The organism is Allopseudospirillum japonicum, from assembly GCF_900108915.1.
GTDB classification, from domain to species: domain Bacteria; phylum Pseudomonadota; class Gammaproteobacteria; order Pseudomonadales; family Halomonadaceae; genus Pseudospirillum; species Pseudospirillum japonicum.
Genome location: NZ_FNYH01000002.1, coordinates 215,896 through 228,390, shown reverse-complemented (window position 1 = coordinate 228,390; position 12,495 = coordinate 215,896). Strand labels below are relative to the sequence as shown.

9 protein-coding genes are annotated in these 12,495 nt (G+C 45.8%); 4 read left to right on the top strand and 5 right to left on the bottom strand.

From position 1 onward, the window contains the following. Window positions 1-48: 48 nt before the first annotated feature. From dapE to BMX05_RS03350, 3 genes are read left to right on the top strand one after another with little or no spacing between them, the layout of a single operon-like run. Complete coding sequence (dapE, locus tag BMX05_RS03360; protein WP_093308547.1) at window positions 49-1,203, top strand: succinyl-diaminopimelate desuccinylase; 1,155 nt, start codon at window positions 49-51, stop codon at window positions 1,201-1,203. Window positions 1,204-1,206: 3 nt separating this feature from the next. Beyond that, window positions 1,207-2,088, top strand: a complete 882-nt coding sequence (locus BMX05_RS03355) for a class I SAM-dependent methyltransferase (protein ID WP_093308546.1) — start codon at window positions 1,207-1,209, stop codon at window positions 2,086-2,088. Next, window positions 2,081-2,350 carry a hypothetical protein gene (locus tag BMX05_RS03350; protein WP_093308545.1) on the top strand — a complete coding sequence of 90 codons (270 nt, stop codon included), beginning with the start codon at window positions 2,081-2,083 and terminating at the stop codon, window positions 2,348-2,350. The genes BMX05_RS03355 and BMX05_RS03350 overlap by 8 nt, the downstream gene beginning before the upstream one ends. Here the strand turns inward: BMX05_RS03350 and mnmC are convergent. After that, window positions 2,340-4,322 (bottom strand): bifunctional tRNA (5-methylaminomethyl-2-thiouridine)(34)-methyltransferase MnmC2/FAD-dependent 5-carboxymethylaminomethyl-2-thiouridine(34) oxidoreductase MnmC1, encoded by a 1,983-nt coding sequence (gene mnmC / locus BMX05_RS03345; protein ID WP_177166769.1) that lies wholly within the window; start codon window positions 4,320-4,322, stop codon window positions 2,340-2,342. The genes BMX05_RS03350 and mnmC overlap by 11 nt on opposite strands. Before the next feature lie 9 nt (window positions 4,323-4,331). Then, window positions 4,332-5,993, bottom strand: a complete 1,662-nt coding sequence (locus tag BMX05_RS03340; protein ID WP_093308543.1) for an ABC-ATPase domain-containing protein — start codon at window positions 5,991-5,993, stop codon at window positions 4,332-4,334. Window positions 5,994-6,123: 130 nt separating this feature from the next. Here BMX05_RS03340 and BMX05_RS03335 point away from each other — a divergent pair, with 130 nt between their 5' ends. Continuing rightward, window positions 6,124-6,513 carry a hypothetical protein gene (locus BMX05_RS03335; RefSeq protein WP_093308542.1) on the top strand — a complete coding sequence of 130 codons (390 nt, stop codon included), beginning with the start codon at window positions 6,124-6,126 and terminating at the stop codon, window positions 6,511-6,513. Between the two features lie 66 nt (window positions 6,514-6,579). Here the strand turns inward: BMX05_RS03335 and fdxA are convergent, their stop codons facing one another. From fdxA to hrpA, 3 genes are all read right to left on the bottom strand, one after another. Further along, the gene (gene fdxA / locus BMX05_RS03330) at window positions 6,580-6,903 is read right to left on the bottom strand and encodes a ferredoxin FdxA (protein WP_093308541.1); all 324 of its coding nucleotides are present in this window, start codon (window positions 6,901-6,903) and stop codon (window positions 6,580-6,582) included. Window positions 6,904-7,071: 168 nt separating this feature from the next. After that, on the bottom strand, window positions 7,072-8,352 hold the full coding sequence (locus BMX05_RS03325) for a calcium-binding protein (protein WP_093308540.1): 1,281 nt from the start codon (window positions 8,350-8,352) through the stop codon (window positions 7,072-7,074). 101 nt (window positions 8,353-8,453) lie between these two features. Next, the gene (gene hrpA / locus BMX05_RS03320) at window positions 8,454-12,431 is read right to left on the bottom strand and encodes an ATP-dependent RNA helicase HrpA (protein ID WP_245710416.1); all 3,978 of its coding nucleotides are present in this window, start codon (window positions 12,429-12,431) and stop codon (window positions 8,454-8,456) included. Window positions 12,432-12,495: the final 64 nt, after the last annotated feature.

Sequence of the window (12,495 nt, the reverse complement as noted above, 5' to 3'; positions counted from 1 at the left end):
CTGTTACACTATTGCTTTAAATCAGTGCAATTATTCAGAGGCCCTTACATGTCGGATACTCAATCCCCTGTGCTTGCTTTGGCAATGGAACTGCTACGCCGTCCTTCCATAACTCCAGATGATGCAGGCTGCCAGCAGCTAATGGCAGATTTTTTGGCACCGTTAGGATTTACTATCCAGCCACTGAAATTTGCCGAGGTGGAGAATCTATGGGCCGTGCGCGGACAAGCACGCCCTAGCCTTGTCTTTGCAGGCCATACCGATGTGGTGCCAACAGGCCCGTTAACCCGCTGGAATACGCCCCCTTTCGAACCCACACTCGATGAAAACGGCATCTTATATGCGCGTGGTGCTGCGGATATGAAAGGCAGCTTAGCGGCCATGATGATTGCGGTAAAAGATTTTGTCACTGATTACCCAGAACACACAGGTGCTATCGGCTTTTTAATCACCAGTGACGAAGAAGGCCCAGCAATCAATGGTACTGTTAAGGTGGTCGAATATTTACAGGCACACCAATACCCAGTGGATATGTGCATTGTAGGCGAGCCATCCAGTACCCAAACGGTCGGCGATGTGATCAAAAATGGCCGTCGTGGTTCTTTAAATGGACGTCTCACCGTTAAAGGTATTCAAGGCCATATTGCTTACCCGCATTTGGCACGTAATCCGATTCATCAAGTCGCACCGGCTCTTGCCGCCTTAACTCAAGAAGTTTGGGATCAGGGTAATGCCTTTTTCCCTGCGACCAGTATGCAGATCTCCAATATCCAAGCAGGGACTGGCGCCACGAATGTCATTCCAGGTGAAGTAGAAATTCTCTTTAATTTCCGTTTTTCCACCGAAGTGACTGCCGCCGAGTTGCAAGCCCGTACTCAAGCCATTTTGCAAGCACACCAGCTAGATTATGACATCCAATGGACCCTCAGTGGTGAGCCTTTCCTCACGCCCGAAGGCAGCTTGGTTGATGCGGCAGTTGCTGCCATTGAGAGTATTCAAGGTTTTACCCCAGAGCTATCCACTTCTGGTGGCACTTCCGATGGCCGTTTTATCGCACCTATGGGCACCCAAGTGGTAGAACTCGGACCTGTCAATGCCAGTATTCACCAAGTGAATGAGCATGTGCGTGCGCAGGATTTAGAAACTCTCGTCAAAATTTATTATCGTATTTTGCAACATTTGCTTACCAAGCCTACGAGTTAATGTATGCCGGAATTTCCCTTCCAGTTAATTCCGATCTCAGCACAGATTCATCGTTTGGAAGCACGTGATGAAATCTGGTTGAAATGCCCTTTATGCGGGCGTGGCTTGCGTGTTGATCTACATGCACATTTTTATACCTGTGGTGAACATGCTTTTAGCAAAAATGCCCAAGGTTATGTTGATTTACGCAAAGTACAACGCCCAACCTGCAAGCCCATAGGCGAGCCTGTGGGGATGCAGGTACTTTTGCAGCAAGGTTTTGAAACTTTATCTGATCAAGTCAATCGTTGGGCACTGGCGTCTTGCCAATCACGCGAACTAGCTTCTGTGCGTCTTGTTCAATTAGGCTGTGGTCGCGGCCATTGGCTAGCCCGCTTACGACGCTATCTATTACGTAATTTACGCGTTTTTATGTTGGGGCTGGACACACAAACTGAACATTTAGCTTATGCCTCGGCACAGACCCCAGCGATTCACTGGATGGCGGCAACACGGGTGGATGTCCCGATTTTAAAGCAAAAAGCTGACCTTGCGTTGGTGGTGCAAGAACGTCTTGTAGTACAAGAGTTAGTCCGTATTTTACCTGTTGGCGGCCATTTACTTTGGCTGAGTGTAGCCAGTGATAATTTTGGCGCTTTGCGTAAACAGTTACATTTGGCCAAACCTCAATATGAGCACTTAAGTCAACGCCTATTAGCGCCACACTTTCGCCTTGTACGCCAACAACAGCTAGAAATCCCTTTTGTTGGTGCAAACTTAAGTGCAGAAGAGATGCGGGCTTTATGCGCTTGGATGGGGATCCATCTGCGCCATCTTCCTAAACAAGGCCCACATTTAGACGAAACTTGGCGTTTTAATTTGCACTGGTTGGAACGTTATGCCTAATAAACTCCCATCTTCTTGGCGACAACTCTGGTCAACATCCTGCGAGACCTGTTTGTTATTGCGTTATTACCTGCTTGGCAGCAGCCTTTTTTTTATTGGTGGTGCTGCCCTACTGTTATTACCAAAACGCTGGCCTGATACCTTACAAGCAGAAGTGATTGCCCTAGCTGCCATTAGTGTGATGACTTTGGGTGGTTTTCTCGCTCTAAGGGTTTATCTACGTTTGAGCCTAGGTCGGATCTGGCGTTGGTTTAAGTCCTAGCTTGGATTAACGCCTTCACTAAAAAACGCGCTGGATGCACACCTTGCAGCAGATCCGCACTCACAGGCGCGGGGATCAACCCCATATGTGCTGCCAAAATCTGCGCACTTAATACAACACTAGCCAATCCACGCGACCCATGCGCCAAATTAACCCACAAGTGAGGCCAATAGGGGGCATACGGCGAATGTGTCTCAGGTCGCCAACTGGCATCTTTACTCAAGGGCGCATACATTTGTTTAAAGCCAGCTTCTTGCGGTATCGGCCCGACCAAAGGCAAATAATCCGGACTGGTACAACGGAAACCAACACGTCCTGCTAAAGGAGCCAAGGGGGTATTCAAACTTGCAGCAAACTCAGGTAAGGCGTGTTGCAAAAGTGCCAAATTATTGGCTTGATCCTGCGCACACAAGGTTTCAACATGGCTCCCTAAATTAAAACTCGCACCCAAACAAAGCGTGTTTTCTAATGGTGGTGCTAGATAACCTTCATGGCAAATCACAGTCTGGGGCACTGCCTGCTGTGTGGCTAAATGCGTTATTTGTCCACGAATTGATTTAATCGGTAACCAAGGAGCCATCTGTGCTAATAGCTTTTTGGCAGCATAAGCATTTGCAAGCACCACATGACTTGCTTGATACACTGTTGCATCTTGGCTGAACAAATGCCAAACATGCTGTTCAGCATCAAAATGCAGTTGCGTCACCTCAACTCCAGTGATCACATCTATATTCGGATGATCCAATAAAGCCTGACACCAAAGCGCTGGACGTACATAGCCTGCCTGTGGAAAAAATAATCCACTATGCTGCACAGGGACACCAGCCAATTGGCTTGCCTGTTGTGCATCGACAGCTTGTACCCAAGCTTCTGGTAAAGAGAGATTTTGTAAAAAGCCTTGCTGACGTTTTTGCTCTTGCGCGTTATACGCCAATTGAAGGACACCACAAGGGTCCCATAATGTCTTAGACATTTGCTGAAGTTGCTGCCAACTTTGATACAAACCCTGCCAATAAAAAGCACTATGGCGATTGGCTTGCGCCGCCAGCTTAATATATAAAGCCCCCTGACGGTTACCAGAAGCTCCTGCTGCAACCTGAGTGGCGGCCTCTAATACCCGTACTTTTACCCCTAAATCAGCTAAAAAACGGGCACTAGCCGCACCCGCCATCCCAGCACCAATCAAGGTGACAGCTTGTGGCGGCTGCTTAGGTTTGGGTGTATAGAAAAAAGGCACTTTTGCATGTGCGTATTTTGTGGGGGCCAACAAATAGCCGCTTAACATCTCACGTTTGCGACCAAAACCCGCCACCTTGCGCACATGAAAGCCAGCTTCTTGTAAACCACGTTTGACCATACCCGCAGCAGTAAAGGTAGCAAAGCTTGCATCTGGGGCGCTTAAACGTGCCATTTGAGTAAATAATGCAGGCTGCCACAAGTCTGGGTTACGCGCAGGTGCAAAACCATCTAAAAACCATGCATGAACTTGCATTTCGAGCTGGCTTAAGATGGCTAATGCATCACCAAAATGCAGGGTTAAACTCACCCTATGGCTTAATTGTAAACGGTAACTGCCTTTCACTAATGGCGGATAAGCGGCTAACAAAGGTGTGCTATAAGATGCAAGTTGCGGCCAAGCGGCCAAAGCTCGCGTAAGATCCTCTCGGGTAAGCGGATATTTTTCCACCGATACCAAATGTAAATACGTCCCCTCAGGCGCAGTTTCCATAAAATGTGCACAGGCTGCCAGCATATTCAGCCCAGTGCCAAAACCTGTTTCTGCAATTACAAAATGTTGGCCTGTACTCAATTGTGACCAACGTTGTTGTAACTGATTCTGTTGCAAAAACACGTAGTGAGTTTCTGCTAGACCTTGATCGCGCGAAAAATACACATCGGCAAAATCTTGTGCATAAGGTTGTTGATTTTGCCAATCCAAGTGCGCAGGTGTTAGAGCTTGAAGATAATCCATAAACATCCCCTAAACAGAAAAATCTGCAATACGCATCCGGTTTAGGACTGCCATCACCTCTTGCACTCTGGGTTTGGCCAAATCACCTCGGTCTTGTGGTAACAGCTTGTACCAATCTGGGCGAGCAAGCAGCGCATTAAGATGCGCACTAGGATTTTTTTCTAGCTTCAGGCTTGGATCTAGCCAAGTCACCCATAGCCATACACAGGCTAACAATTGTGCCGGTGCAGCAATTTGCTCTAGGGTTTGGGTTTCAATCAGCTCGTGACCAAAACGCACTTGGCGCTGATTGTCAGTGAGCTTAATACGGAAACTCCCTTTATCTAACGCTTTGCGAATACTGGCACATTTTAACGCCCGCGTCTTAGGCATTAAGGCGGGGCAAGGCGGCAGTTGTGGACGCGTTAAAGGATAGGTTTGGCAAATCTCACGTACTTGCGCACTGATATCCACGGGCTGGAAATTACGCATTTGAATGACGGTATCTGCGACATCCAGATAATCTCCATTTCCCCCCATGACCATCAAGAAAGAAACTTGGTGCACTTGTTTGAGTGCCTGAATTCTATCAATCAAAGGGGTGATAGGCTCATCTTGGGTCGCAATCAGCGCCTGCATACGTTGATCGCGTACCATAAAATTAGTAGCGGACGTATCTTCATCCAATAATAAACAGGTTGCACCAGTTTCTAAGGCTTCTTGCACACTGGCCGCTTGTGAGGTGGAACCTGAGGCATTTTGCGTAACAAATGCCTGCGTGTTCTGTGCAAAAGGCAAATGATTAATATAGGGAGAAACATCCACCTGATGGACACAGCGCCCTTCTTCAGCACGTATTTTGACGGCTTGTGGATCAGTCACTAAATATTCGCGCCCATCACCTGCAATCTGGTTGTAGACCCCCATTTCTAACGCTTTTAACAAGGTGGATTTCCCATGAAAACCGCCCCCTAAAATCAAGGTCACGCCCCGTTTAATCCCTAACCCTCTGATGGCGCCTGCGTGAGGCGCATGTAAAGTCACTGCTAGACTGTCAGGCACTTGTAAAGGATGCGCATCTGGCAAGGGTTTGTCAGAGCTGCCATGCAAACGCGGTAAACAGCTGCCTTCGGCAACAAAGGCGACCAAACCGGCGTCGGCTAATTGAGCGCGTAATGCCTCCTGATCTTCCGCTAGGTGTGCATGCATCTCTAGGGCTTGCATATCCAATTCATGGATAGAGGTCACTTTACGCACTAACTTAGGTAAAGTTTCTGTCAATAAAGTGATGGCTTGCTTGCCCATTACCTTGCGTTCTTGTTCGGGTAAATGAACTTCGACGCGGATTTCCAAACCTTCCGGCTGAAAAATCACCTGAGTTGCATCCAAAATATGCTGGCTAGGACGCTGCATTTGCAGGTGTGGGTGTTTATGCAGGAGTTGATACAATTGGCGCGCAATAAAATCTCGCGCGGCTATTTGATAGCTATTTGATTTTTCAAGCAAAAAGTCTAGTTTAATCGGCGCCCAAGGACGTACAATACGTACCCGACTTGGGGGAGCATGCGGGTCAAGTTGGATATGCTCCAAATATATTTGGTAGTCCGAATACGTGTATTCCCCTTTGATTTTTTGGTAACTCCGGTAACCACGACGGTCGATTTCTAATAGACGCGTTTCTAATAATGCCATGCGCAAATGTCCTAATAATTACATAAAGTAACAGATTTTATTACACAATATGTTGAAAATGCCTAGTTGGCAAAGCCATCAGCGATCCGCTGAGGTGATGGAATCTACAATCAATAAAAAGGAGTCGAAAATGCGTGATCAAGTCAGTATTGCCCTTATTGGTGCTGGGCGTACAGGGACACCTTTGCTCAAAGACTTGCTAGCTTATTCCTATATTCGGGTCTTAGGGGTAGCAGATGTTGATATGAATTCGCCAGGGATGCAACTAGCCCGCGAGCATGGCTTAGCTTGTTATCAAGAACCGATGCAGATGGTGCGCGAGGCGGGCGAAGTCGATATCCTTGTGGAAGTCAGTGGTGACACCAAGCTTAAACATGAAATTAAGCAGTATTATGAGCAAACAAACAATCATCACACCATTATTATGCATGATTTAATTGCGCGCTTAATTATTAGTTTATGTGATCGTGCGCCAGCACTTGTACCAACCCATCACCCTGAAGATGACGGTATTGGTTAATATTCGCTAGATTTTACAGGATACCAAGGTGGCTAGATCAGCCACCTTTTCTTTTGCCATCTAGCACTAGTGTTGTAAATATTGTAATTTATTGGCAACCCCATCCCATTGTGCGGCTTCAGCCAGTGGCTCTTTTTGTTCGGTAATATTCGGCCATACTTCCGCCAGTTGCGCATTGAGTTCTACAAACGGCTGCATTTCATCAGGCAACTCATCTTCTGAATAAATCGCTCCTGCCGGACATTCAGGCTCACACAAAGCACAGTCAATACATTCGTCAGGATGAATCACTAAAAAGTTAGGGCCCTCATAAAAGCAATCCACGGGGCACACTTCAACACAATCCGTATATTTACAACGAATACAGTTATCAGTGACGACAAAGGCCATACGTACTCCTCAAGCTGATCCTTGGTTATAAAGAAATTTTATTTTATAGGTTTATATTCTATAGAAAACTAGGGGACAGAGACAAGTTTAATCTGAGTAAAATAATCAAGTATAACCGCACAAAAAAAGCCCACTGTTACCAGCGAGCTTCAGTGAAACAAGTATCACTTAACCAAACAAAATAGCGGATTCACCGCCCAAAGCGGCGACTAAAGAAGCGCCATCAGTCACAGTACCTGAAACACCACTGATACGTAGCTCGCCAATACCACTGATATTATTAGCAAGATTCGGGTTTGCTTCACTTGGACCAAACTGAATCAACAACTGACCGCCACTCATGGCTGCTGCATAGTTAATCCCTGCATCCCCCAATCCTGTAAAGCCTGCGGTAAACTCTGCTAGGGTATTGATTTGCCCTGAATCATCGATAATTTTTAACTTATCAACACCTACTTCAAAGTTATCTATTGTATCGCGGCCGCTATTTCCCGCCCACAAAGTACCTTGTTGATTGGTACTTGGATTACTATCAATATGGTAAACAAAAATATCTGCTTGGCCATCACTGCCCGATAAAGCATCATCGGTGCTCGTGTTTGCGGTGTCTGTACTCGTATCTGTGGTGGTATCTGTTTCTTGGTCAAAAGGCAGCATATCACCAGGTTTAAAACCATTCCCTACAAGTTGCCCACCTAATTTAATTTGTAGACCTGTTGCACCAAATTCAGGTTTAGCACTGACTTCTTTGTCTGCAAAAGCAATACGTAAATCACCACCTAAGCCTAAGCTGATTTGTTTACCACCCAAGGTCAGCAATAAAGTGCTTCCTTGTTGCTGGTAGTCATAATCAGCTGCATTACCAGTAAGGATTAAGCGGTCACCTGCACCACCGGTAAAGTTTGCAACTACGCCAGGCTCACAGGTTAAATTCTCCCGCCCTGAAGTCCCCACCACGGACGCATCAAACCCAAGTGTAATATCTTGATCATCCCCATTTAAGATCACTTTATTGGCTTTGGCCGCTGGTGGGTCGTTGGGATCTTCACTAGAAGAAGAAGGCTCAGCAGCCACTAGCTGGCTAACATCAAAACTTGCCCCGACAACTTGCTCACCGACAGCAAGCTGGAAGCCTTCTGCGGTAAACCCAGGTGCTGCAATCACTTCTATATCAGCAAAAATCAGACGCAGCTCACCACCAATTGCTAAGGTAATAGTATGACCACCTGAAGTCAGCAGCAGATTACTGCCTTGTTGGGTAAAGGTGTAATCAGCTGCATCACCCGTCAATAAAATTCGGTCACCTGCTCCACCTGTGATACTGACATCCACACCACTGGCCACCTGAATGGATTCACGTCCAGAGGAACCCACTACGGAAGCATTAAATCCCAAGGAAATATCTTGATTGCTGCCATTTAACACAGCTTTATTCGGTTTAGTCGCCATAGACTTGCTCCTATTTTTTTCTTGATCTTAGCATCACGGAGAAAAGGGACCCTTATACCTAGTAAGGCTCAATATAAATTTTTGTCCAAGTCAAAGGCAATTTATATTTGATCTACGGCAGCTTGATGACTGACTTGCTGCCACTGCTGTTGCAGGCGCTTACCAGAGACACTGACTTTTGTGCCTAAGTGCTGTGCATATAAAGAGACCCTGTATTCCTCCAACATCCAGCGATACAGGATTAACTCCGAGTTAGCATACCCTAATTTCAAATATTCTTGATGTTTCAACAAGTAATTTTCGTAGCCTTGCTGTAGCTCTTGGGCAAAGTGCTGATCCCGTATCGGGTCACGTCCAGCTTTTTCCAAACGAATAAGATCTGCTTTCAAATAACGTGGGTACTCTGCTAACCAAGCACCTGCATCACGGATAAAACCTTTGGCAAACAATTGCTGTTGATGGGCTTGCACATCTTTATAGGTCATCGCTAACGCAAAAGATAAACGTCCTTTTAATGCTTTGGCTAACTCAAGACGCATCTCTAAGGCGCTCACTAAGGCTTGCAATAACCCAGGGGCTAGCTTTGCCAATTGTGCTTCACCTTGGGTAAAGAAGGCGTCAAATTCCGCCGCATTGCGCGGTAAAGCTTGTTGCTGCTGCAAGTAAGGATCAATAAAAGCTTGTTGACACAAGGCTTGTAACACTTCTTCAGCCGCTTGAGCACTTGTCCCTAAAGGATGAAACAGCAAACACACTTTGGACCATAACGGCCAGGTTTTCAGCAAAGCTTTTTCGCGGGTTGCAAGATGCAAACGACACAAACGTAACACGCCTTGCTGATGGGCATATTGCGCTTTTTGCGCATGATCGAGTAATTGGACTTCTACTTTATCGCCCAAATCAATCAAAGCTGGGTAGGCTTTGACGCGAATGCCCGCCTGTTTTTGTTCCAAAGCCATAGGCAAATGTAACGCCTCAGGCCAAGTTGTAAAGGGCGCGGGACATAAGTGTTGAGAGGCCAAGGCTTGTGCGCCAGCCTGCGCATCTTGCGCAAACGTCTGCTGTAATTTTGCTAAATCACGGCCTTCTCCCAACACCTTGCCTTGCATATCCAGCACACGAATATTGATATAATGGTGCGCATCTAAACTCTGGGGTTGCCAGTGTTCAGGGGCGATTTTCACCCCAGTGATTTTATATAAAAATAATGCTAAGGCTTGTGTCAGGGGCACATTATCGGGCACGAGAGCATCCGTAGCCGCACGGACATAATCAGGTAAGGGCACAAAATTTTTGCGTACTTGCTTGGGTAAACTTTTCAGTAATGCCAGACACTTATCTGCCAACATGCCAGGTACTAACCATTCTAGGCGCGCACTTGGGAGCTGGCGTAACATGGAAGCTGGTGTACTCAAAGTTACCCCATCGGCAGCCTCTCCAGGCGTAAACTGATACGTTAATTGATAAGCCACCCCTTGCCATAAAAATTCATCTGGATACGCTTCCACCGTAATTTCTTCCGCTTGACGCTGCATTAAATAGGCTTGCGTGAGCAAAAGAATTTGCGCATCTTTTGCTTCGGCCTGCTTACGCCAACGTTCAAAACTACGCCCTTGATGAATATGTTCAGGAATACGGGCTTGATAGAACTCAAATAAAGTTTCATCATCCACCAAAATATCGCGGCGTCTGGCTTTTGCTTCTAACTCATGGACTTGATGAATCAGCGCCTGATTATGGGTAAAAAAGTGCGCCTTAGTTTGATAATGGCCTTCGACTAAGGCCGTACGAATAAAAATATCACGGGCATTCTCTGGATCTAAAGGACCATAGTGAATACGGCGTTTTTTCACCAAATCTAAGCCATATAAAGTGACTCTTTCATAAGCAACAACTTGAGCGCGTTTTTTTTCCCAATGTGGCTCAAAATACTGGCGTTTAATTAAGTGTTCTGCCAAAGGCTCGACCCATGCAGGATCTATTTTCGCTAAAGTGCGTGCATACACTTGAGACGTTTCTACAATTTCCCCTGCTAAAACCCACTTAGGGCGTTTTTTATATAAGACTGAACCGGGAAAAAGTACAAAACGCCGATTGCGTGCGCCTAAATAGGTTTTATCCTCGTGTAACTGGCCTAAATTCGATAAAAGACCACTAATTAATGCCGTGTGGATATTTTGATAACTTGCTTCTTGAGTATTTTCTTTTAAGCCTAATTCACGGCATAAAAGCTTTAATTGACGATGGGTATCCCGCCATTCACGCATGCGTAAAAATGACAAATAAGCTTTATCACAATACTTTTTTAATTGATTTTGTGATAAATCTTGTCGTTGTTGCTCATATTGCTCCCATAAAGTACACCAGCTTAAAAAGTCTGAATCTGGATGTTGCCATTCTCTATGGCTCGCGTCTGCGGCCGCCTGTTTTTCGATTGGACGTTCCCGCGGATCTTGAATATTTAATGCACTGGTAATAATCAAAATCTCATGCAAACAATGTTGACGATCCGCCTCTAATAACATGCGCGCTAAGCGCGGATCTAGTGGCAAGCGTGCTAGCTGACGCCCTACGGGGGTCAGTTGATGCTTTTGATCCACTGCCCCCAATTCATGTAATAAACGCAAACCATCTTTAACAAAGCGACTATCAGGCGCATCAATAAAAGGAAAATGATTAATTTCTCCCAAACGCAAATTAAGCATCTGTAAAATAACCGCTGCCAAATTTGTGCGCTGGATTTCTGGCTCAGTATAAGCAGGACGCTGCTGGAAATCTTCTTCACTATATAAGCGAATACACAAGCCTTCACTAATACGGCCACAACGGCCACTTCTTTGGTTAGCGCTGGCTTGAGAAATCGCTTCTATTGGTAAACGTTGGATTTTAGAACGATAACTATAGCGGCTGATACGTACTAAGCCTGGATCTATCACATAACGAATTCCGGGAACCGTTAATGAAGTTTCTGCCACGTTAGTCGATAAAATAATCCGCCGCTGACTGGTACTCGGTGCAAAAATACGGTTTTGTTCTTTTGCGGATAAACGTGCATATAAAGGTAAAATTTCTGTAAGTTTTAGCTGGGCTTTCCGTAAATAATGCGCGGTTTCACGAATTTCACGTTCACCCGGTAAGAAAACTAAAATATCACGCGGCCCTAAATGCCATTTCTTTTCCACCTCAACAGCTTGAATCTCTTCAACAGCTTGTAAAATACCTTCTTGTAAGTTGATATCTGCCGCTTCTGCTGCTCCTTCTTTAAATAAAGGCCGATAACGAATTTCTACGGGATAAGTCCGCCCTGAAACTTCAATAATAGGTGCCTGATTAAAATGTGCAGAAAATCTTTCTACATCAATAGTGGCAGAGGTGATAATTAATTTTAAATCAGGGCGTTTTGGTAAAATATTTTTTAAGTAGCCCAATAAGAAATCAATATTGAGGCTGCGCTCGTGCGCTTCATCAATAATTAACACTTGATATTGACGCAATAGGGGATCTTGTTGGATCCCAGCCAGCAAAATTCCATCCGTCATTACCTTAATTAGGGTATCCTCTTGCGTGCTGTCAGTGAAACGGACTTGATAGCCCACACGCTCCCCAAGATTGACACCGAGTTCTTCTGCCAAACGCCCAGCTACTGAGCGTGCGGCTAAACGCCTCGGTTGGGTATGCCCTATCAGGCCACGTTGTCCTAAGCCAAGGCTTAAACACATTTTTGGTAATTGTGTGGTTTTACCTGAGCCGGTTTCACCCGCCAAAATCAGCACTTGATGTTGCGCTAGCGTCGCGATAATTTCCGTGCTTTTTTGGCTAATCGGTAAATCTTCTGGAAAATGGATGTTGGGCCAGTTTTGGCTACGTTGCCAAACTTTTTGCTGGCTCAATAACCAGAGCTCTTGCCATTGTGCCTGTAGACGCTGTGTGGGTTGATTTTGACGTTGGCGCTGCTTCATGTGCTGGCTTAATTTTTTGAGTCGGCCAAGATCGGCTAACATGCACAGCTCGGCAGAGAACTTAGCGTTAAGATCAGGATAAGGCGGTAATTGAGGCGTGAGGGGAATCTCTTGTGACATAAGCATCCTGTCATGAAAGGCCAATTCAAGGAGCGCATCTTAACCGAGTGCCTGCAAGCTGTCA

Bases quoted from the DNA above. Each gene is read 5' to 3' on its own strand.
- dapE (WP_093308547.1), top strand. From the start codon at position 49: ATGTCGGATACTCAATCCCCTGTGCTTGCTTTGGCAATGGAACTGCTA.
- fdxA (WP_093308541.1), bottom strand. From the start codon at position 6,903: ATGGCCTTTGTCGTCACTGATAACTGTATTCGTTGTAAATATACGGAT.
- BMX05_RS03340 (WP_093308543.1), bottom strand. From the start codon at position 5,993: ATGGCATTATTAGAAACGCGTCTATTAGAAATCGACCGTCGTGGTTAC.
- BMX05_RS03350 (WP_093308545.1), top strand. From the start codon at position 2,081: ATGCCTAATAAACTCCCATCTTCTTGGCGACAACTCTGGTCAACATCC.
- BMX05_RS03335 (WP_093308542.1), top strand. From the start codon at position 6,124: ATGCGTGATCAAGTCAGTATTGCCCTTATTGGTGCTGGGCGTACAGGG.
- hrpA (WP_245710416.1), bottom strand. From the start codon at position 12,431: ATGTCACAAGAGATTCCCCTCACGCCTCAATTACCGCCTTATCCTGAT.
- mnmC (WP_177166769.1), bottom strand. From the start codon at position 4,322: ATGGATTATCTTCAAGCTCTAACACCTGCGCACTTGGATTGGCAAAAT.
- BMX05_RS03355 (WP_093308546.1), top strand. From the start codon at position 1,207: ATGCCGGAATTTCCCTTCCAGTTAATTCCGATCTCAGCACAGATTCAT.
- BMX05_RS03325 (WP_093308540.1), bottom strand. From the start codon at position 8,352: ATGGCGACTAAACCGAATAAAGCTGTGTTAAATGGCAGCAATCAAGAT.